Source organism: Cyanobacterium sp., assembly GCF_054166785.1.
The window spans coordinates 23,736-45,956 of the sequence record NZ_JBSZCP010000018.1; the positions used below are offsets into that span (position 1 = coordinate 23,736).

The 22,221-nt window shown below is 37.7% G+C and carries 21 protein-coding genes; 9 read left to right on the forward strand and 12 right to left on the reverse strand.

Translation table 11 applies throughout. The features are described from left to right. Positions 1-31: 31 nt before the first annotated feature. From ACXITR_RS02585 to ndhO, 4 genes are all read right to left on the reverse strand, one after another. The gene (locus ACXITR_RS02585) at positions 32-1,381 is read right to left on the reverse strand and encodes a metallopeptidase TldD-related protein (protein WP_457995670.1); all 1,350 of its coding nucleotides are present in this window, start codon (positions 1,379-1,381) and stop codon (positions 32-34) included. Positions 1,382-1,396: 15 nt separating this feature from the next. Next, the gene (locus ACXITR_RS02590) at positions 1,397-2,518 is read right to left on the reverse strand and encodes a SpoIID/LytB domain-containing protein (protein ID WP_457995671.1); all 1,122 of its coding nucleotides are present in this window, start codon (positions 2,516-2,518) and stop codon (positions 1,397-1,399) included. A gap of 111 nt (positions 2,519-2,629) precedes the next feature. After that, entirely contained in the window at positions 2,630-3,595 is a 966-nt protein-coding gene (gene mdh, locus ACXITR_RS02595; protein ID WP_457995672.1) for a malate dehydrogenase, read from the reverse strand. Positions 3,596-3,605: 10 nt separating this feature from the next. Further along, a complete protein-coding gene (ndhO, locus tag ACXITR_RS02600) occupies positions 3,606-3,824 on the reverse strand; it encodes an NAD(P)H-quinone oxidoreductase subunit O (RefSeq protein ID WP_457995673.1) in 219 nt (72 codons plus the stop codon). Positions 3,825-3,962: 138 nt separating this feature from the next. Between ndhO and mutL the strand changes: the two genes are divergently transcribed. Together mutL and ACXITR_RS02610 are read left to right on the forward strand one after the other, a co-directional pair. Further along, positions 3,963-5,630: a DNA mismatch repair endonuclease MutL gene (gene mutL, locus ACXITR_RS02605; protein WP_457995803.1), complete on the forward strand. Its 1,668-nt coding sequence runs from the start codon at positions 3,963-3,965 to the stop codon at positions 5,628-5,630. A gap of 360 nt (positions 5,631-5,990) precedes the next feature. Next, positions 5,991-6,170, forward strand: coding sequence for an NblA/ycf18 family protein (locus tag ACXITR_RS02610; RefSeq protein ID WP_457995674.1), 180 nt, complete (start codon positions 5,991-5,993; stop codon positions 6,168-6,170). Positions 6,171-6,320: 150 nt separating this feature from the next. Here ACXITR_RS02610 and ACXITR_RS02615 read toward each other — a convergent pair whose 3' ends face one another. Together ACXITR_RS02615 and lpxB are read right to left on the reverse strand one after the other, a co-directional pair. Then, positions 6,321-7,196, reverse strand: coding sequence for a hypothetical protein (locus ACXITR_RS02615; RefSeq protein ID WP_457995675.1), 876 nt, complete (start codon positions 7,194-7,196; stop codon positions 6,321-6,323). Between the two features lie 10 nt (positions 7,197-7,206). Continuing rightward, positions 7,207-8,379, reverse strand: coding sequence for a lipid-A-disaccharide synthase (lpxB, locus tag ACXITR_RS02620; RefSeq protein WP_457995676.1), 1,173 nt, complete (start codon positions 8,377-8,379; stop codon positions 7,207-7,209). Between the two features lie 123 nt (positions 8,380-8,502). On the opposite strand from lpxB, the gene rpsO reads away from it, so the two are divergent. The 3 genes from rpsO to aroF are packed head-to-tail and all read left to right on the forward strand — an operon-like array spanning position 8,503 to position 10,422. Further along, positions 8,503-8,772, forward strand: a complete 270-nt coding sequence (rpsO, locus tag ACXITR_RS02625) for a 30S ribosomal protein S15 (RefSeq protein ID WP_457995677.1) — start codon at positions 8,503-8,505, stop codon at positions 8,770-8,772. Positions 8,773-8,804: 32 nt separating this feature from the next. Beyond that, positions 8,805-9,314: a photosystem II biosynthesis protein gene (locus tag ACXITR_RS02630; protein WP_457995678.1), complete on the forward strand. Its 510-nt coding sequence runs from the start codon at positions 8,805-8,807 to the stop codon at positions 9,312-9,314. A 49-nt stretch (positions 9,315-9,363) separates the two neighbouring features. After that, the gene (aroF, locus tag ACXITR_RS02635; RefSeq protein ID WP_457995679.1) at positions 9,364-10,422 is read left to right on the forward strand and encodes a 3-deoxy-7-phosphoheptulonate synthase; all 1,059 of its coding nucleotides are present in this window, start codon (positions 9,364-9,366) and stop codon (positions 10,420-10,422) included. Between the two features lie 46 nt (positions 10,423-10,468). Here the strand turns inward: aroF and ACXITR_RS02640 are convergent, their stop codons facing one another. From ACXITR_RS02640 to recG, 3 genes are all read right to left on the reverse strand, one after another. Further along, positions 10,469-11,587: a branched-chain amino acid ABC transporter permease gene (locus ACXITR_RS02640; RefSeq protein WP_457995680.1), complete on the reverse strand. Its 1,119-nt coding sequence runs from the start codon at positions 11,585-11,587 to the stop codon at positions 10,469-10,471. A gap of 81 nt (positions 11,588-11,668) precedes the next feature. Then, positions 11,669-12,463: a glutathione S-transferase gene (locus tag ACXITR_RS02645; RefSeq protein WP_457995681.1), complete on the reverse strand. Its 795-nt coding sequence runs from the start codon at positions 12,461-12,463 to the stop codon at positions 11,669-11,671. Between the two features lie 131 nt (positions 12,464-12,594). Continuing rightward, a complete protein-coding gene (recG, locus tag ACXITR_RS02650; protein WP_457995682.1) occupies positions 12,595-15,093 on the reverse strand; it encodes an ATP-dependent DNA helicase RecG in 2,499 nt (832 codons plus the stop codon). Positions 15,094-15,229: 136 nt separating this feature from the next. On the opposite strand from recG, the gene hpsE reads away from it, so the two are divergent. Both hpsE and ACXITR_RS02660 read left to right on the forward strand, forming a co-directional pair. After that, positions 15,230-16,162, forward strand: coding sequence for a hormogonium polysaccharide biosynthesis glycosyltransferase HpsE (gene hpsE / locus ACXITR_RS02655; protein ID WP_457995683.1), 933 nt, complete (start codon positions 15,230-15,232; stop codon positions 16,160-16,162). A gap of 45 nt (positions 16,163-16,207) precedes the next feature. Beyond that, complete coding sequence (locus ACXITR_RS02660; RefSeq protein WP_457995684.1) at positions 16,208-17,251, forward strand: glycosyltransferase; 1,044 nt, start codon at positions 16,208-16,210, stop codon at positions 17,249-17,251. A gap of 11 nt (positions 17,252-17,262) precedes the next feature. On the opposite strand, the gene ACXITR_RS02665 is transcribed toward ACXITR_RS02660, so the two are convergent. Next, positions 17,263-18,408, reverse strand: coding sequence for a polysaccharide pyruvyl transferase family protein (locus ACXITR_RS02665; RefSeq protein ID WP_457995685.1), 1,146 nt, complete (start codon positions 18,406-18,408; stop codon positions 17,263-17,265). Between the two features lie 230 nt (positions 18,409-18,638). On the opposite strand from ACXITR_RS02665, the gene ACXITR_RS02670 reads away from it, so the two are divergent. Next, positions 18,639-19,679 (forward strand): hypothetical protein, encoded by a 1,041-nt coding sequence (locus ACXITR_RS02670; protein ID WP_457995686.1) that lies wholly within the window; start codon positions 18,639-18,641, stop codon positions 19,677-19,679. A 49-nt stretch (positions 19,680-19,728) separates the two neighbouring features. On the opposite strand, the gene ACXITR_RS02675 is transcribed toward ACXITR_RS02670, so the two are convergent. Beyond that, positions 19,729-20,451 (reverse strand): pyridoxine 5'-phosphate synthase, encoded by a 723-nt coding sequence (locus tag ACXITR_RS02675; protein WP_457995687.1) that lies wholly within the window; start codon positions 20,449-20,451, stop codon positions 19,729-19,731. Positions 20,452-20,591: 140 nt separating this feature from the next. Then, positions 20,592-20,741: a hypothetical protein gene (locus ACXITR_RS02680; RefSeq protein WP_457995688.1), complete on the reverse strand. Its 150-nt coding sequence runs from the start codon at positions 20,739-20,741 to the stop codon at positions 20,592-20,594. A 252-nt stretch (positions 20,742-20,993) separates the two neighbouring features. Here ACXITR_RS02680 and ACXITR_RS02685 point away from each other — a divergent pair, with 252 nt between their 5' ends. Then, a complete protein-coding gene (locus ACXITR_RS02685; RefSeq protein WP_457995689.1) occupies positions 20,994-22,178 on the forward strand; it encodes an NAD(P)H-quinone oxidoreductase subunit H in 1,185 nt (394 codons plus the stop codon). The last annotated feature ends 43 nt before the right edge of the window (positions 22,179-22,221 follow it).

Below are 22,221 nucleotides of genomic sequence, written 5' to 3' on the forward strand. Positions count from 1 at the left end.
GATTGAATTATCCCTGTTTTATCCTTAGAATTTAAAGAGTAAAAGTAAAGGCTTTTAACAAAATACCGGGTACAAGACTACCGCCCAGGGAGCGATTTCCATAGGTGCCAACATCCGGGATAAACTCTTGAAAATCTGTTAAATCCACGAGATTATCACCAAAAATTTGACCAAGAAAATCATCAAATCGTAAATCCTTGATACTAGCCACAATTTCCCCATCTTCCACCCAAAAACAACCATAACGAGTCATTCCCGTTACCCTGCCCCCGGGGCGATCGCTCCAGTTAAGATAATGTAAATTAGAGATATATAACCCAGTACCTATGGCCGATAAAATATTCTCTGATTTGAGGTTTCCTGCTAGTATTTCGGGCGATCGCAAAGTTTCACCCCCATTCGCACCATTTGCCCGTAAGCCATACTCCTTAGCCGTACGACTATTAATCAGAGTATTAACCAATTTACCCCCCTCAAACAAAGGTAAACATAAAGGAGAAATTTCCCCAAAATTATTAAACCGAGGCACACTACCCCCAGCAAAATTTTCCCGTAAATTAAACAAAGAAGATAAACTCTCCCCCCTATCCCTCATTCCAGACAAAAAACTACCCCCCTGACGAATAGAAGCCTCCCCCATCGCCCCCCAAGAAAACATATGTAACAAATCAGCCACTGCTGCAGGGGCAAGATAAGCACCATAAGCATTAGGTAAAACCTCATGGATAGGTAAATCTAACTTTGTTAGTAAAACCCTTTCCCCCTCAATGTGCTTCAAAAAAAGTGCCTCATCCCAATCACGCCCTGAATAACACCCCTTAATAGCCTTCCCATGGGCATTAATCAAAGAATAGTCCACAAAAAAAGACTCCGTAGCAAACCAATGTTTCTGCCCCAAAGAATTGTAATTTGCCCGAATCACACTCCCCGAAGCATAAAGCCCCGTAAAATCTAACCCCTGCACCAAAGGTAAAATATGATTCACCACCTCATCAGGATGAAGCAAACTCCCCCCATATACCTCATGACTAGAGCCTTGATTAGAAGGTAACACAATATAAGGATCCAGAGGCAATTGAGAAATTATCCCCTGTAAATAATCAAAAGATTCTTGGGCAATGGATAAATCAACCTCCTTATCCCCCGTCAAAGGAAAATCAACATAAGCAATTCTCCCCTCCGCAATCATCTTCATGGACACCTGCCCATCCACCACCATGCCCGTCTGCCTTACCTTAGCATTATTAAAACGAACAAAATGACTATTTTCCGCCGTCAACTCCCACACTAAATATTGCCCATCTCTCAACTGCCCCATTAAAACAGTGCCGATATAATCAAAGGATATTTCCCAATCCTGAAGGGGAGATACGGTAATCATGGCAAATTATAAAAATTATCTAGTTTGTAATCGAGAAAGTCGAGCATTTTGGTAATAATGAGCCAAAATTTGTTGATAATTAATACCATTTTGAGCTAAATAATAAGTACCCCACTGACTTAAACCAATACCATGGCCAAAACCTCTTCCCGAAACCTGCACTCCACCATTACCCATGGAAACACGGAAAAGGGTACTACGCAAATCTAACGCCTGTCTTAAATCCGTACCCCTGACACTACGAGTATTAGAATCTCCCACCACCCGCATAGATACCACCCTACCTTGAGGAGTTGTTCTTTCTGGTACCATAGAACGAATATTACCAATACCCCCCACTGCCCGACTAATTTGATTGGTATTAACGGTTTTATTCCAAGAAAACACGGGGGAAGTTTGATCATAATCTACCACCCCACGAAGATAAGGTAAAGGGGAAGTCCACACATCCTCTACATTTTCCGTATGCCCCCCCGAAGAAGAATGAAACACCGCTAAAATTACTTGTCCATTGTAAGTCATTACCTGATTTTCCGTAGCTCTTACTGCTTGATGGGTAGTTGTGTATTCACTACTTAATCCTTTATATACCTGAGTTCTTGTGGTAGTATCAAGGTCATAAAGAGCATTACGGGAATTATTTCGTTGATGGAGAGCATAACTACGGGCAGCCACTGCTTGGGCTTTGAGGGCTTCTTGGGGCCAACTGGGAATAGCTTCTGCCCCCACGACACTATATAAATATTCTTCCATATCAACATAGTTAATGGCTGTAACTCCACTACCTTCCCTAACTAACAAAACTCTACCTCGATACCATTTATCCCCAATCCATACTACCCCATCCCCTGTGGGTTCTAACCAAATGCGATTAGAATTCCATTGCCCTAAATTAACATTATTTCCATTGCCACGAACATTAAAGGAATTTCTGGCGGCTACTTGTCCTAATACTCTACCATCTCCACCTTTTACCACGGCGGTAGTTGAACTTCCGATGGGTAAACTATTGGCACTTTTACGTACCATTACCCTTAACTCTAGGGCTGCCTCGGCGGATGCGCAAAAGAGTATCATCCAGAAAAAGGCGATAATTCCTAGTTTTGATGCTAATTTAAGGGTCAATTTTTTCCACATAGTATCTCTTTTTTTTTGTATCGATGAGTGCTTGAGGTTAACAAGTCATTGTACAACAATTCATTATAATTGACGCTTTTTCCTGAAAAATAGTTCTATGATTTAAGTTATTTACCGAAAGTTGAGAACAACATCAATACTATCACGGACAAATTTACCCGATTTTTGCAAAATATCTTTTTCTTCAGGAGTCAAATTAATTTCCAAAATTTGCTCAATACCATTGCTACCCAATCGACAAGGTACACCTAAAAATAAATCATTTAAGCCATATTGCCCTTGAAGATAAGCCGCCGCTGTCAACAACCGAGACTGATTAAATAAAATCGACTCAATCATATAACAAGCAGAAGAAGCAGGGGCATAATAAGCACTGCCAGTTTTGAGTAAACGGACAATTTCTGCACCTCCATCTCGGGTGCGCTGAATTAATTTATCAATGGTTTCGGTGGGTAATAATTCAGTGATAGGAATACCACTAACGGTGCAATACCTCGGAATGGGCAACATTAAATCCCCATGCCCTCCCAATACCATGCCCTGCACATCATGGATAGATACCCCCAACTCAAAAGCAATAAAGGTTTCTAACCTCGCAGAATCCAACACCCCCGCCATACCCATCACTTTCTCAGAGGGTAAACCACTGGTTTTCCAGACTAGGTAAGTCATCACATCCAGAGGGTTGGTAACTACCACATACACTGCATTGGGAGAATAATGGAGAGATTTGTGGGTAGCTTCGATGACTATTTTGGCGTTGATTTTTAATAAATCTTCCCTAGTCATTCCGGGTTTCCTAGCAATTCCTGCGGTAATAACCACAATATCGGAGTTTTTGGTATCGGCATAATCGTTAGTTCCCATTATTTCACAATGGTGATACTCTAAGCCTTGGGCTTCGGTTAAATCCAATGCAATCCCTTGGGGTAAGCCTTCGATAATGTCGAGTAAACAAACGTCTGCCAAATTTTTTTCAATAACCCGTTGGGCAACGGTGCGTCCTACATTTCCTGCCCCGATAATGGATACTTTGGCTAGTTTATTACAGGATGAGAGATAGATGGATTCTGCCATAAAATTAATTCTAGTCGATTACCTCTAAATGGTCGAGACGAAACCAAACATTAGGGGTTGGGGTGTAAAATTTTACTAGGGCATATTCATCGTTTAAGTCGAGGATTTCTCCTTTGCTTTCAAATATGTAGCTAGGAAAACGGCTATCACTGGCTTTGGCTTCGAGACTATTTTCTAGTTTTTCTCTAACGGCTTTGACGTAGGTTCCTTTTTTGATTTTACCTGCCATATCTTTAATATATTGGATGATTACTGACTATCAATATACCAATAATTGATTGATAATAAAATAATTGGTAATGAGTCACAAGTTTTTATAAATTTTTGGCATCCCCCATTGCCCATTGCCCATTCTCAATTGCTAATGATGTTAATTCAAAAACTTCCTATCGATGTCATAAAATTAATTGCGGCGGGGGAGGTGATAGATTCTCTCACGGCGGTGGTAAGGGAGTTGGCGGAAAATAGTTTGGATGCGGGGGCTAGTCGCATTGTCGTTAGTCTTAAGCCTGAGTTGTGGATGATTCAGGTGGCGGATAATGGTAGGGCTATGGATAAGGATGATTTGCTGTTATGCACTCAAGCCCACACTACTAGCAAGATAAGGGAAACGAAAGATTTACACCATATCAACACCCTCGGTTTTCGGGGAGAAGCGTTACATAGTATTGCCCAGTTAGCGGATGTAAAAATCGTTAGTCGGGTGGCGGATGATTGTGGTTATGAGATTTGTTGCCATGATAATCATTTTAGTACAGTTAATCCCGTTGCGATCGCCCCCGGGACCATAGTTACAGTGGAAAACCTCTTTAAAAATATTCCTCTACGTCGTCAGGCAACCCCCCCTTTCAAACAACAAATTAAACAAATTCAAACCCTAATTGGACAACTTGCCCTATGCCATCCTGAAGTAACTTGGCAACTATTTGTAGATGATAAATTAATACTTTATATAAACGGTAATGAGCAAGTACAAAAAATATTTTCTCAACTGTCTAAAACTATCAATTATCATGACTTAACTTCCCAACAAATAACCATAAATACTCCCCAAGAAAATAATCAATCCTCCCTAGATTTAGTCTTAGGATTACCCGATCGCCTTTCTCGTCCTCGCCCAGACTGGGTTAAAATAGGAATAAATGGCAGAGTGGTAAAATCTCCTGAGCTAGAATCAGCTATTTATTCAGCGTTTCATCGTACCCTAGGGCGCGATCGTTTTCCCGTTATTTTTATCCATCTCAAAACCTCTCCCCAACAAATAGACTGGAATCGACACCCAGCAAAAGCAGAAATTTACTTACATAATATTGAATTTTGGCAAGAGCAAATTAAGTCCGCTATTAATAATATTTTTAGAATAACTGATAATAATATCAATCACCAAATAGAAAATAAAAGAGTAGAGAATATCTTTAAAGTATCCGAAAATAAAACTCTTTATAATGTCGAAAAAACAGAAACAAATCTCCCCCAAGAAAAAACTATCGGCTTAATAGATTTACAAGTAATAGCCCAATCACGCAACACCTACATCATAGCTGAACATGATCAAGGAATGTGGCTCATAGAACAACACATCGCCCATGAAAGAATATTATATGAACAACTGCAAGACCAATGGCAACTAATTCCCCTCCCCCAACCGATTATTCTTCATAACCTTTTACCAAAACAAATTGAGCAACTAACCAACCTCCAACTAGACATCGAAAGTTTTGGGGAAGACTTGTGGGCAGTGCGTAATATTCCCCAGATGTTAGCCCAAAGAGATGACATCACCGAAGCCCTTCTGGAATTGAGTTGGGGTGCAGATGTTGATAGTGCCATGGTTGCCGTTGCCTGTCGTAGTGCCATTCGTAATGGTACAAAATTGACCATCAATCAGATGCAAGACATGGTAGATAGATGGAAAATGACCAGAAATCCCCATACTTGCCCCCACGGGCGACCTATTTATCTATCCTTAGAAGAATCATCTTTATACCGTTTTTTCCGTCGTCATTGGGTATTGGGTAAAAGCCATGGTATTTAGCGCTTATTAGGGCAGGCAATAGTTAAGTCAACACTGTAAGTACAGTTTATAAATCGGACTCAAATTTACTTATTTTTCTGAAAATTGTGTAACGGATTATCTTATTTTGTTAACTTTTGCTAAAAAAATATTTACTTTAGTCACCCTTTACTGTATTGAAGTAAACCTTGATAAATAAAAGGTTTTGGATGCCTAACAATAACTTACATGGCAAAAAATAGCATGAGTACAATTACTTATTGTTCATAATGAGCATTTATTTTCCGAATCCTATTGTTATGATGGGTGTAGTTATTAGTTCTGATAAATGCTTAGTTATCTAGGCAAAATTATCACAAAACAAAGGAGTGTATGAAAGTTATGAACAAAAAAGCACAACTATCCCTAGAACAACAGTTTAATTTGCGTTCATTTGAAACTCAGGTTGACCAAATGAGTAGGGAACAAGCTAGGGATTTTTTAATTAAACTATATGAGCAAATGCTTGTTAGGGAGAATATGTATAAAGATGTACTCAAGCACCAATGGGGTTTAGAGTAACTGTAGCTAATTAACTTATGTTTCATACACCTCCTTCTCTTGCTGGTTTCAAATAGTGAAAAAAGCTGGGGATGTCGGGGTCTTTTTTATATATAAAAAAAAAGAAATTAGCTACTATTTATAGTTTAGTTGTTATGGTTAAAATTAATCTTATTTACTAAAATTAATTAAAAATGTTTGTCCGTCTAATTTACCATTTGCCATGAGATTATTTATAGAATTATTCGCTCCATATTCTAGTTTTAATAAACCTTCTGCATCGGCCATTCCTGATGAAGTTAGTTGAATGTTGATGGTGTAGGCATCTTGTTGGGAAACTTCTCCACGAAAGTTAAAGATTGTATCATTACTGAGAGACATTCCGATGGTGGCTTTATTATCTTCGTTAATTTGTACCATCACAGAAGAGATAATCTCATTTTGTCTTCCTTCCAGACTAAATATGCCTTGTCCTAGTTGTTGATAAAAATTAATATCATTGGATGATGGATTTTCTTCTGGGACGGTGGTTTCATTTTCTCCAGGGGGATTAGTTTCATTTTCTTCTAGGGCAAAATTGATGGAAAATGGTTGGGAGTCTAATAAACCTTCTCCTTGTAATAGGGTTATCTCTTCGTTTTGATGTTGCATGGTTAGATAACCTTCGGCATCTGCCATACCCGAATTTGTAAGGGAGGTAATAATGGAATCGTTGTCTTGTTGGGTTTCCCCTGCAAATGAAATGGTGGTATTGTCAGCGAGGGTGATATTGATTTCACTTTTATCGTCATCTGTCATGGTGAAGGAAACGGCGGTAATTTCCATGGCTTCTCTATTTTCTAGCTCAAAAATTCCCTGTCCTGAAGTTTGCAGATTTAGTGTTGTGGAATTACTATCGTCAATGGGGGCTATTTCTGGGGTTTCTGTGATGGTTTCTTCTTCGATGGGATTAGTGACTTCATCAACGTTATTTGCTAAGTTGCAGGCGGGTAATAGGACAATGGTACTGAGAATGATTAAGAATGGGTATTTGATAGTTTTTAGCATGGTATATTTATTATTTTTTACTAAAGTTAATAATTTCTTGGGCTACTTTTTGGGTAGCTGATGTATTTGGATTTCCTTGGTTTAAACTGTCTATTATTCTTTGATAGTTATTTTGGAGAAGTTTTTGGCGATCGCCATTTAGCAATAAATCAAGGGATTCTTGAATAATATTACTAACGGTAGCTTCTTCTTGTAACAATTCAGGAACAATATCCTCCATTAAAATGAGGTTAGCCATGGACATATAGGGAATCGAAAATTTTAAAAATGTTCTCCCTACCCAAATAGTAAAAGGATTTACTTTATAGATAACTACTTGAGGAATTTTTAATAGGGCTAATTCTAAATTAACGGTGCCAGATTTGGTAATGGCTAAATCGAGGGCAGGAAATAAATCTAAACTATCCCCATCATAGAGGGTAATATCTAATCCTGATTTGTTGATCATCGACTCTATCTGTGGGCGGTATTGGGGCAGGGAAACAGGGAGAAAAAATTTAACCCCATTTACTTGTTTTTGAATTTCTTGGGCCGTTTCTAGCATCACAGGCAAAAGATATTTTAACTCTTGTTTTCTTGAAGCGGGAATAAGGGCGATCGCCCTTTGCTCAGAATCAATCCCCAACTTACTTCTAGCCTCCTGCCGAGAAAGATTATCCCTAAATTTTTCTATCAAAGGATGACCAACATAGGTACTAGAAACCCCCTTCTGCTCATAAAACTTAGCCTCCTCGGGAAAAATAGCCAATAACCTATCAGTTACACTGACTAATTGATTAACATTTTGTTCCATGGGAGTCCACACCCAAAACTGTGGTGCAATATACCAAATCACAGGAATATCAGGAAAATTCTCCTTCAAAAAAGTACCAATACTCAAATTAGGGCCAAGATAGTCAATCAACACCACCACATCAGGCAAATTTTCCCGTAAATGTTTTTTTGCCAACCGTTGTACCCGCCAAGTAGGGATAATAAAAGGTAAAGATTCCAACAAACCCACCGAGCCAATGGCCGTAGTATCAGCAATTAAATTAACCCCTGCGCTCGCCATTTTTTTGCCCCCCAAACCACTTATTTCCATCTCCATTCCTAAAGATTTACCTAGCCCTAACAAAGACTCCGTCAACAGCCCCCCTTGTAAATCTCCCGATACTTCCCCCGTACTGATAAATATCCGCATAACCTAAAAAAATTCCTAAAACACCATTGATTTTACCTACCTATTATCCATTATCAATTCTCAATTCTCAATTGTTTGTTTGTGATATAATTGGAGGTTGCAGTTTCAAAAATATTAGGAAAAATGAGTTTAACCCAAGAGAAAAAACAAGAAATCATCGGTCAATATCAATCCCATGAAACCGATACTGGATCTTCTAGTTTACAGGTTGCCCTTTTAAGTGCCAGAATCAGCCAACTAACCGAACACCTAAAAGTTAACAAAAAAGATCACTCTTCCCGTCGTGGTCTTCTAAAAATCATTGGTAAACGTAAACGTTTGTTAGGATATATCAAAAGAAAAGATCCCCAAGGATACCAAGATTTAATCAAAAAATTAGGTATTCGTGGTTAAAAATAGGAATTAAAAAGAGAAATATATTAACTATGCCATCTCCTTCTGAAAGAAAACCATTACCCTTTGAACCAAAGACCAAGAAAGAAAAGGTAGAAAAAAAACCTCCTGCCCAAAGTAAATCCCAAGCCAGTGTTAAGCCTACCAAAGACACTGGAAAAAGGAACAAAAAGCAAGAAGCATCTTTAAAGGAAATCCCTGAAGAAGTCAGCAAAAGAATGGTTCGGAGAATGGCTATTTTTAGTGGCATCCCCACTGGATTAGGTATATCTTCCTTTTTTGTTTTCTATTTAGTTGTTACCCAAGAATGGTTAAAAATTCCTAACACCGCCGTTTTATTAGTCAGTTTGGGCTTATTTGGGTTAGGTGTGTTAGGTTTGAGTTATGGCATTTTCTCCACCTCGTGGGATGAGGGAAGAGTAGGTACTTTGCTGGGCACAGAAGAGTTTTCTCTTAATGTCGGTAGGATGTTGTCCGCTTGGCGCGCCGCTCGACAGGAAGCCAAAGAAGCAAGAGAAGCCAAAAATCAATTAAAAGACTGATCAATATTTGAGTTGACAGTTGATAATGAAATAAATAGGTATATTAATTATGATCGTTGTAATGAAAGTCGGTACTCCCGAGCCTGAAATTACCCGTGTAAGCGAGGAGTTAGGTTCTTGGGGTTTAACACCCGAAAAAATCGTTGGACAAACTAAGGTGATTATCGGTTTGGTAGGCGAAACCGCATCCCTTAATCGTGAACAAATTCAAGAAGTTAGTCCTTGGATTGAGAGTGTGTTGAGGGTTGAAAAACCTTTCAAACGTGCTAGTTTGGAATATCACCATGGACAACCTAGTGAGGTTGTAATTTCTACTCCTAATGGAGATGTAGCCATTGGTAGAGATAATCCTATCGCTATTGTGGCAGGGCCTTGCTCCGTTGAAAATGAAGAGATGATCGTGGAAACGGCGATTAGAGTCAAGGCGGCGGGAGCTAAGTTTTTACGGGGTGGTGCATACAAGCCTCGAACTTCTCCTTATGCGTTTCAAGGTCATGGTGAAAGTGCGCTCGAATTGCTAGCTGCTGCTAGAGATGCTAGTGGTCTGGGTATTATTACCGAAGTTATGGATACCGCAGATTTAGATGTAATTTCTGAGTATGCAGACGTGGTACAAATTGGGGCAAGAAATATGCAAAATTTCTCTCTCCTCAAAAAAGTAGGCGCTCAACCTAAGCCTGTACTCTTGAAAAGGGGTATGTCTGCCACCATTGATGAGTGGTTGATGGCGGCGGAATACATTTTGGCAGCGGGTAATCCTAATGTGATTTTGTGTGAGCGTGGTATTCGTACCTTCGATCGCTCTTATGCCCGTAATGTGTTAGATTTATCTGTTTTACCTGTGTTGAGAACTCTAACTCACTTACCTATTATGATTGATCCTAGTCATGGTACTGGTAAGTCTGAGTATGTTCCTGCTATGGCAAAAGGTGCGATCGCAGCGGGTACAGATTCATTAATGATTGAAGTACACCCCAACCCTGCTAAGGCGTTATCCGATGGCCCTCAATCTTTAACCCCCGATGCTTTCGATGCTTTGGTTAAGGAATTGGCTGTCTTCGGTAAAGCCGTAGGACGTTGGCAAGAGGCCGTTCCTGCTTTAGCATAGATTTTATAATCTAAATAATGCCCCCTTTTTGGGGGTTTTTTTATGGTTATTTTCCTAAAGATAGTTCACCTTTTTTACCCAAAATTCCTTGGGGTCTCCACACAATTAATACCATTAAAACTAAACCAATAATCATCATTCTTAAAGAACTTAATTGAGCCGTAGTAATGAAGTCATAATTATCAGAAATAAATCTAGTTAAAGATTCATAAGCCCAAAAAATTACCGCCCCAAGAATCGTTCCTGCATTATTTCCAGCACCACCGACTACAATAATAATCCAAGCATTAAAAGTAATTAAAGATTCAAAACTACTAGGATAAATGGTGGTAAATTGCCAAGCATAAAAAGAACCTGCTAAACCAGCGATTCCGCCTCCCAACATAAAGGCTTGTAGTTTGTACCAAAAAACGTTTTTCCCTAGTGCTTTAGGGATTTCTTCATCTTCCCTGATAGCTTTTAAAACTCTACCCCAGGGGGAATGAACTAATAAATCTAATCCATAATAAACTGCTCCCAATGCTATTAATATTAATAACATTAATCCTGATTTATAAGTGTAGTTATAAAGGGCGATCGCACCGTTGATGTACGTAATTAAAACCAATAAAAAAGTAATAAATCCTTTAATATAAACATCCCTAGCTTTGGAATATTGAAAACTTTTTCCCTGTACTTCTTTTCCTCCTTTTAGCTGTTGTTTAATGTTAATAAATAAACGCCAAATTACAAAAATAGCTAAGATAGTTAAAATAAAAATCATCATTAACTTCCCTGCAAAATTAGGTTGAAAAGAGCCAAAAGGTAACGGATAACTTTGGATACCAAAATTTCCCCTAGTTAACCACTCCTCATTTTGTGCCACCAAACGCAGAAACTCAGCTACCCCAATGGTGACAATAGCCAAATAATCTTCCCGTAATCGGAGGGTAGAAGCCCCCATCAACAAACCCAGTATAGAAGCCCCCACAATGCCAATGATGACCGCTAAAAAAATGGGAACCCCTTGGAGGCTAAGTAAAACAGTAGTATAAGCCCCAATGGTCATAAATGCCACATGACCAAAATTAATTAACCCCGTAAAACCCCATTGTAAATTTAGCCCTAACCCAAACAAAGCATATAAACCCGTCGAAATCGTCAAAAAAACAAGGTATTGAACCATTAATAATATTTAACCTCCAACATTTTTACTATTTATCCCACAAAAAAAGGGCGCATCACAACGCCCTCTAATACTTAATAATTATTCAATTTCGATGGAAGTAGGTTTGCTATCATCCCCATTACTACTACCATTACTACGGTTCGAATCATCTAAAGGTTGACGATATTGGGCATAAAGGCGATCGCGCCAAGTAAAGAAAGGCTCATAGGCACTATTATCAGCCAAACCTGGAATACCTTTACCCGCAATATCCATCGGCACATCATAATAAGCCACCTCTGGGAATTTAATAATGGTACTAAGGGCAGCCACCGTCAAATCCGCCAAACTAGGTTCATCACCCACCAAATAAGGTTGATTTTGTAAAATTAAACTAAGGGCTTCTAAATCCTGTTTCAAACCTCTTTCAGCTTCCTTAAACATATCATTACCAATAGCCCCTAAAAAGTCTCCCGGAATAGCACCCACAAGATTTTTTAATAAATCAGGAGTGTTATTAGGTAAAAAACAAGTGCGGAAACTTTGATATTGATTAAGGGCGCCCAAAAAAGTTTTACGTCCTTTTAAACCTAAAGACTCATCCGCCCATTCTTCCATCAATAAACATTGCCCCCTAGCCACTGCATCGGAAGGAATAAGAGGTTTTTCGGGATATTTACGATCTAAATATAAAGCAATTTCCGTAGAATCACTAATTACCGTATCACCATCTCTTAAAACAGGTACTTGTCTTTGTCCAGAGATTTTGAAAACCTCTAACTGCCCTATACCGGGGGTGACTTCAATTTTTTTATATTCCAGTCCTTTGTAGTCGAGTATTAAACGTATTTTTTCAGAAAATTGCGATAATTCAAATTGATAGAGTTCTAACATAAACCGACCTCAGTCTTCATAAAACTTAACACCTATACTTTAACTTGTTTTTTTGATTCAGGTTGTAGTAAAAATTGATAATGAACAATAGACAATTAACCATTAATTTTTATCCCCCCAATCACCACTACCTAAGTTAACATTTCACTACCGATTAACTTTTGATAACGTCTTGCCAATTCATTTTTTAAACTAGAGCCATCCTGCATATATTTATCTTGTAACAAAATCTTTTCCGCCGCATCCCTTGCCAATACTAACACCTCTTGATCTTCCACTAAACTAGCAAGGGCAAAGTCTGGCAACCCCGATTGACGAGAGCCTAAAACCTCCCCAGGCCCCCTTAACCGTAAATCCATCTCGGAGATGAAAAAGCCATCTTGGGATTGTTCTAATACTTTTAATCTTTGGATGCCATCAGGAGATTTACTACCACTAATTAGTAAACAATGGGATTTGTGACTACCACGACCTACCCTACCCCTTAATTGGTGTAATTGTGATAAACCAAAACGCTCGGCATTTTCAATTAACATAACTGTAGCATTGGGTACATCAACCCCCACTTCGATAACGGTGGTGGAGACAATTATCTGGGTTTGGTTATCCCGAAAAGCGGTGAGGGCAGCTTCCTTTTCCTCGGAAGACATTCGCCCATGGAGTAAGCCCACCTGAAAATCGGGGAAGATTTTTTCGGTAAATTTTTCATGTTCGACAACGGCGGCTTTGACATCTAGTTTTTCGGATTCTTCAATCATAGGAAAAATTACATAGGCTTGTCTGCCTTGGGCTACTTCTCTTTTAATTAATTCATAGGCCTGGGTGCGCTGTTTTCCTGCTAATACCGTTGTTTGAATAGGTTGCCTACCGGGAGGAAGTTCATCAATTTGGCTTACGTCTAAGTCTCCGTGAAGGGTGAGGGCGAGAGTGCGGGGGATAGGGGTGGCTGTCATGGTGAGGACATGGGGGGCTTTGCCTTTGGCTAACAGACGGGCTCGTTGTTGCACCCCGAAGCGATGTTGTTCATCAATTACCACTAGCCCCAAATTACGGAATTTAACGGGATCTTGAATCAGAGCGTGAGTGCCAATTAAAAGGGGCAATTCTCCGCTTTGGAGTTGGGAATGGATCTCTCTCCGTTTGGCGGTTTTAGTTGACCCTGTGAGCAATTCTACGGGCAAATGGAGCAGGTTAAACCACTGTACTATCTTGCGGTAATGTTGTTCTGCTAATACTTCCGTGGGCGCCATGAGGGCGGCTTGATACCCTGATTGAAGGGCGGCAAGGATAGCAAAAACGGCGACGATGGTTTTTCCTGAGCCTACATCCCCTTGCACAAGGCGATTCATGGGGGAGGATGATTCTAAGTCGGTTTCGATTTCGTTGATTACCCTTTGTTGGGCATCGGTTAGCTGGAAGGGGAGTAATTGGTTAAATTCTTCAATGAGTTTTCCTTGGGGGATGAAGGGGGAGGCTTGGCGGTTTTGCCTATCTTGTTTTCTCCTTTCTAAAAAGCCTAGTTGCAGGTAGAAAAATTCATCAAAGATTAGTCTTCTTCTAGCTTCTGTAAGTTGTTTTTGGTTGTCTGGATAATGGATATGGGCGATCGCCTTTTGCAAATTCACTAAGCTATATTGCCTTCTAAGATTAATTGGTAGAGGATCATCAATTGCCGATAAAGTTGGTAAACATTCCACCACCGCCTTACGAATCAAATCCGCCGCCACCCCTTCCGTGAGAGGATATACAGGTAATAACCGACCAATTTTCAGAGAATTGATACTGCCTCCCCCAGAATCCAAAACCTCAAACTCAGGATTATCAAGGGTAATGCCATACTTATTTGCTTTCACCAACCCCGAAGCCGCAATCAGCGCCCCCATCGGATAAGAGCGCTTCATCTTCTCCTGCCATCCCCTACTACCGTAATAATTTCCCGCAAAAAAACGACTTATTTTCAAGTCTCCTGTCTTATCCCGAATAACAAGACTAAGAATAGTTAATTTTTTATTTTTTGGACTACTAAAACAAGAACATTTTTTCACCGTACCAATCACGGTAACTGTTTCCCCTGCTTCCAAATCCTTAATCGCAATCTTATTACCATAATCAATATGCTCCCGAGGATAATAAAATAAAACATCCCTAACTCTATAAATCCCAAGTTTTTCTAACAACTTATTTTGCCGATTATTAACACATTTCAAGTTAATAACAGGACTATCTAAAGTAATCTTCTCAACAGTTTCTTTCACCTTGGGAGTAACAGCAACAGTTTCCACCTTAGAGGGAAAAGGTATTATATTGTCCTCTTTGATAGCCTCTTTCCTTTCAGCTTCTTCCTTTTGTTTTTCCTTTACTTCATCAATAAATCCTTCCACATAAGCAATCAAATCCTTTTTCTCTTGTAAAGTTAATTGAGGATATTCCGCAAACTCCTTGGCTACCCTTTGCCACTTAAAAGCAATCATCAAATTTAACACAGGGGGAATGCCCCCAAAACTAAGACAGAGAAATTCATGGAAACGATATTGATTCCCCTTCAAGTTTTTGTAGCCATATTCCCTTTCTACTGACAACGCCCTTTCAATTCTCTCCCAATCAGGGGATTTTCTACCCTCTCCACCCATGGATATATCCTAGTGTCCATGCAAAACTTTACGCTTTCTAGGATAACTGATCTTTGCTTTTTTCCCTGAAGAATCAAGTTAATAATCAGAAAAAAGGTTTTACAATATATTTAATTTCCTCAGCTAATATTTAGTTATGATTGATTTTACCGTTGCTATACGAGCATACAATGCAGAAAAAACCTTGCCTGATGTTTTAAATAAATTAAAACAACAGATAAACACAGAAAATATTGATTGGGAAATCATCGTAATAGATAATAATAGTATAGATAACACTGCCAAAATTATTAAAGAATACCAATCAGAATGGGACAAAATTTATCCCTTAAAATATTTTTTCGAACCGATTCAAGGAGCTTCAACTGCCAGAAAAAGAGCGATTAATGAAGCCCAAGGTACTTTTGTCGGTTTTCTTGATGACGATAATATTCCAGAGCTAAATTGGGTGGAAGAAGCTGTTAATTTCGCTAAGAAATATCCTAATGTAGGTGCTTATGGAGGAGTGATCAAACCAGATTTTGAAATTGAACCACCAAAGGACTTTTCAAAAATCGCTGTTTATTTAGCCATTATTGATCGAGGGAAAAAAGAGTTTTGTTATAATGACCATAAACAAAAAGTATTGCCCCCTGGTGCTGGAATTATTATTTCTAAAAAGGCTTGGTCAGAAGCTGTACCAGAAAGATTATTTTTATTAGGACCAAATGGGAAATCTCTATTAACCAAAGGAGAAGATATAGAAATATTATCCTATATACAAAATGCAGGTTGGGAGGTTTGGTATGTACCTCAAATTGTTACTTATCATAAAATTCCCGCTTGGCGATTGGAAAGAAATTATTTAATATCCTTAGCATGGGGTTCAGGTTTAACAAGACACCATATTAGAATGATTAGATTAAAACCCTATCAAAGACCATTTGCTTTTTTTGCGTATCTAATTAATGATTTCAGAAAAATGATATTTTATTGGCTAAAAAACTATTATCTATTAAAAAATGATACAGTGACAGCTTGTGAAATGGCAATTTTAAAAAGCATTTTTATAAGCCCTTTTATTGTTTGAAAAAATAGTGTTAGTTAGAATCTAAAAATATATTATTAAAATAAAATGAGAATTATTGCTCTACCAGCTTTTAGAAGTTGTTACAAAAATCCTTATAATTGTTTGTTATATTCACCAATGAAAAAAAAAGGTGTAAATATAGATGATTTTTCAGTAAGTAAAGCAATTATAAATTCCTATGATATTTTACACTTACACTGGCCTTTAGAAAAAGTGTTTGAAAATTCAAATTCGTTAACATCTGTTATTAGAATGATGGTATTGTTGACAATCATTGATTGGATGCGATTAAGAAAAACAAAAATCATTTGGACAGTTCATAACCTAAAACATCATGAGAATCCTTATCCCAAAATAGCGACTTGGTTTTGGGGTGCTTTTATTCCTAGACTTGATGGCTACATAAATTTGAGTAAAACAGGTCAAAAATCTGCACAAAAACATTTTCCATTACTTCGTAATATCCCCAGTTATACCATTTATCACGGACACTACCGCAACACTTATCCAAATGATATAACCCAGTTACAAGCCAGAAAAAAGCTAAATTTAAGTAATGATTCCCCTGTAATAGCTTTTTTTGGTTTAATACGACCCTATAAAAATGTACCTCATTTGATTAGTATTTTTAGAAAACTAACTAATTCTCATATAACTTTGTTAGTAGCTGGTAAACCTAGCGATGAGCAATTAAAACGTGAAATATTAGCAGTTAAAGAAGAAGATAAAAGAATAAAATTAGAGTTAAAATTTATAAGTAATCAAGAAGTTCAAATATATCTAAATGCTGCAGATTTGGTTGTATTGCCCTTTACGGAAGTGTTAAACTCGGGCAGTGCTTTACTGGCTCTTTCCTATAATCGACCAATATTAGTTCCAGCCAAAGGAGCGATGGGTGAACTTAAATCAAAAATAGGAGAATCTTGGGTGAAAACCTATTCTGGTGATTTAACAGTAGAAGTTTTGCAAGAAGGATTATCTTGGTGTTTTAGCCATGAACGTTCTTCAGTAGCTCCATTGAATAAATTAAGTTGGGAAGTATTAAGTAATCAGACATTAGAAATGTATAAAACTCTTTGCGAGAAATAAATTTCAATATTTTATAAACTAAATATTTTGTGAATTTCTGGTTCTATAGTAAGCATTTTCTGACGATATTTTTTTACGGCTAATTCTATTTCTTGACGTGCTTTTTGTGGATTATTTAAAATACTTTCTACTTTTTCTAATACCAATTTTAATTCAAATTGATGTAAAGGAATAGAGCGATCGCCTTGAGCAATTTCTTCCATAAAACCTTCAACTTTCGGATCATATTGGGCTGCTATTATTGGAATTCCTAAACCAGCAGAAATAATTAAGGAATGAAGACGCATACCGATTATTAAATCCAATTGAGAAATTACTTGATAAAAATCATCTAAAGAAGCAAAATAACGATGAATTATAAAATTGTTTGAATAACGGCTATAGCGTAATATTTCTAATATGCTAACATAATCATCGTCTTGTGAATGATAGATATTTTTATGAGTTCTTAGAGGTAAAAAATGAATTTGTGCTTGATATTTTTCATAAAGACAATCTGCGATCGCAGCTATTTCTTTTTGTAAGTTAGAATATCCAGATATATCCAAAGAAGAACCTCTACCCTGTAAAAATCTAACTGAGATTCCGATGTTGATAGATTTATTGTTAAAAGATTTCTGTGCTAAATTAATATTGGTCAATGCTTCTAATGCTAAATCGCTAGTCACATGAATAGTGTTATTTACGCCTAACTCTATGAGTTTTTGTTGGGATTGTTGATCTCTGACACCAATAAAATCTACTTGATTAAGAACTTTAGGAATTAAACGTTTAGTTTCTGGTCTGTTAATTTCACCAACACTTATTCCTAAAACTAAGGTTCGATGTCGTAGGGCGATCGCCTTTTGTAAATGTCCTAACCATTCTTTAGCAATGGAATACTTAGCTGTATCCCTCAGTAAATCTCCTCCTCCTAAAATAAAATATCGATTTTCCAAAAATGCTAACCATCTTTGTAGTTGAAATTGAGGTTTTTTGTTATTTCGTTCTAAACTTTGAACTTGAAAACGTTTTCTTGTCTGTGAGGGATTATCTGATAAAACGGAGAAAGATAAATCTTGATTTTTTCGGCTTAATAATGTCATCATTCCCGAAAACATGGCTTCATCACCTAAATTATCATTACCATAGAATCCACAAATTAAAGTTTTTTTCACAACTTATCGGACTATTAAGATTTAGTTTGTTCCATATGATGGCACAGTTCAACAAAATTATCAAACACTAAAAGGATAGAGCATTAGAGTTGATTCTCAGTATTTACATATAGGTGCGATCGCCTTTACCAATTAATCTTATTTTTCAGCAATAGACGAGATTTCGAGGAATTTATTAGGCTAAGTAGTTAAAATTAGTTGATTGAGCAAAAATATTTTCCTAAAATACTATGCAATTAATGCACAATGGTTTAAAAGATTTACTGTTAATCCCTGAATATAATAAAAGTGCGATCGCATTTCTCTCTTTAGAAACAGAATTACCAAATTGGTTACTAAAATTTAGTAAACTATTTCCTTATCAAATTGCCTTACAAATTAGACGAGAATATCGGCATATTGCCATGGGTTTAAGAGCGTTTATATTCAAAGATATTGACTCTATTTTTGTATTTGAATTTTATAATCAACATTGTTTATTTTTACTACCATTACTGGCATTGAGAGGAAAATTAACCTTTCTGAGTCTTCATGGTAATCAACAATTTGCCATGAATAGTAAAATTAAATACTTAGGTTTTATTTATCTAAAAATATATCTACAATTATTTAGAAACTTAAAGGTTGTACTGCTAGAAATTGATGATGATGTAATTCCTGAAAAATTCAGATTTCCAGACCATTGTAAATATTTAATGCCTCATCCTATCATCAGTGAAGTTATACCAAGGCTAAAGGTAGGGGAAAGATTATCCGAGAATGAAACTATCAAAATTGGGGTAGTGGGCATGATTCGCCCCGATAAACCGATCGCCCTTATCCTTGATAAAATACAACAGTATATTGCTGATAGTAAGCATCAATGTGAACTAATCATCGGCACACCCTTAAACCAAAAACCAGAGTATCTCGACGAAACAAAAGCTACCCTGTTAGACACCACCAAAGAAGAAGACTATTTAAAAGTATTACAACAAATAGATATACTAATCATTCACTACGACAAAGAGCGTTATTTTTACCGTGCCAGTGGAGTAATTAGTGATGCTGCTTCGGCAGGTTGCCATATTATCGCCTCTGACTATCCCGTAATTCATCATCAGGTTAATTATCCCGTCAAAATCGGTTATAACTTTTCTGAATTTGAGCAAATACCTCAATTAATTGACCAAACTATTGAGGATATAAAAAATCATGGACAAGATAACCATTGGCAGTGGAGAGAAACTAGGACAGCAAGTGCGATCGCACCTATTTTTGACATAGAGTAAGAGAATATTGAAGTCAATTCCGAGAAAAACCTACTTTTTTGAGACCTAACTAAAGTTCTCCTCTCATGGCCAACTTCATCTCCCGTACAGCCCTTTCTAAACCTACCAAAACCGCACGGCTAATAATACTATGACCAATATTTAACTCCTCCATACCCTCGATACAGGCCACAGGGAAAACATTCCAATAGGTTAAACCATGACCAGCATTAACCCTTAAACCTAAATCAAGAGCCTGTTTTGTCCCAACCTTTAAGGATTCTAGCTCTTTTGCTTCAATTTCTTTATTTTCAGCATCAGCATATTTCCCCGTGTGTAACTCGATAAACAGAGCCTTGGTTTTAGAAGCCGCTTCAATCTGCACTTCATCAGCATCAATAAACCAACTTACGGGAATATCAGCCCCCTGTAATCTCTCAACCACATCAGTAAAACGACTAAGATTTTTAGCAATATCAATGCCCCCTTCCGTGGTTACTTCCTCCCTTTTTTCAGGGACTAGGGTGACATAATCAGGTTTCACATCAAGGGCAATATTAATCATTTCCTCCGTTGGTGCCATCTCTAAATTTAGATGAGTTCTCACCGTTTGCCTCAATAACCTAATATCACGATCCTGAATGTGTCGTCTATCTTCTCTTAGGTGAGCGGTAATGCCATCAGCCCCTGCTAATTCGGCTAATACGGCGGCTCCAATGGGGTCAGGCTCTACGGTACGTCTGGCTTGGCGAATGGTCGCCACGTGGTCAATATTTACACCAAGGGTTAACAATTTTATCTACTACTCCTTTTGTTAAACTTATGAAGACAATTTTTTATGTCCAAGATGCTTTTGTTGCTGGGCGGAAATCGAACAGTTAACCATTAACAGTCAGATTTCTCGATAGACAGGAATTTTGATTAATCCTGTAATTATTTTATTTTATTTTGCTGAGTTTGAAGTTGATGTAATAATAAATCGATTTCTGCTTCTAGGTGAATATACTTTACCTGTTGGTCAGCATTATAGGCTCTTTGTAGCTGTTCTATTTTAGAGTCTTTAGATTGAGATTGGATAGTCATGATTATAAAAAAAGTATTATTGTTGATTTTATTAAAGTTAAGTAACTGATTGTAACTTAGATTTACATGTTATGTTATTTATTAAGAAAAGTAAAGATGTATTTACCTAACCCTATGGGAAACAAAAGGCTAATAACCTATAAAATATAAGTAATGATAATTAATAAATAGGAATCGAGACTAAGTTATTGTCGAATTTCCAGACTAAATTGTTTCACAGGTTGAAATATTATCAAAATATAAATTTGCTATATGCCTAAAATTGAAACTAGAACAGAACCCATGGTATTAAACATGGGACCTCACCACCCTTCCATGCACGGGGTTTTGAGGTTAATTCTCACCCTTGATGGTGAAGACGTGGTGGATTGTGAACCTGTCATCGGTTATTTGCACCGAGGGATGGAAAAAATTGCGGAAAGCCGTACTAATGTAATGTATGTTCCCTACGTCAGTCGTTGGGATTATGCTGCGGGGATGTTTAACGAGGCAATTACCGTTAATGCTCCTGAAAAGTTAGCAGATATTGATGTTCCCAAAAGGGCTCAATATATTAGGGTAATTATGCTAGAGCTTAATCGCATAGCTAATCATCTTCTCTGGCTTGGTCCATTTTTGGCGGATGTGGGTGCCCAAACTCCTTTTTTCTACATTTTCCGTGAACGGGAAATGATCTATGATTTGTGGGAATCGGCTTCGGGTATGCGCCTTATCAACAATAATTATTTCCGCATTGGTGGGGTAGCGGTGGATTTACCCTATGGATGGGTAGATAAGTGTGAAGATTTTTGTGATTATTTCTTGCCCAAGGTTGATGAGTATGAAAAACTAATTACCAATAATCCTATTTTCCGTAAGAGGGTTGAGGGTGTTGGTACCATTACCCGTGAACAGGCTATTAACTGGGGTTTATCTGGTCCTATGTTGCGTGGCTCTGGGGTAAAATGGGATCTGAGAAAGGTTGATCATTACGAATGTTATGATGATTTTGACTGGGATGTTCAGTGGGAAACTGCTGGAGATTGTTTTTCTCGTTATTTGATTCGGATTCGGGAAATGCGTGAGTCGGTTAAAATTATTCGTCAAGCCTTGGCGGGTTTACCGGGTGGCCCTTACGAGAATTTGGAGGCTAAACGCCTAGCAGAAGGTAAAAAGTCTGAATGGAATGATTTTCAATATCAGTACATTGCCAAAAAGGTAGCTCCTACTTTCAAAATTCCTGAGGGTGAACATTATGTTCGCATGGAAAGTGGTAAGGGTGAGTTGGGCATCTTTATTGTGGGTAACAATGATGTGTTCCCTTGGCGTTGGAAAATTAGGGCTCCTGATTTTAATAATTTACAGATTCTTCCCCATTTACTCAAGGGGGTTAAGGTTGCTGATGTGATGGCAATTCTCGGTAGTATTGATGTAATTATGGGATCTGTGGATCGTTAGCATGATCTTTTTTCGTTCTTCATGGGGATAAGATACTACATTT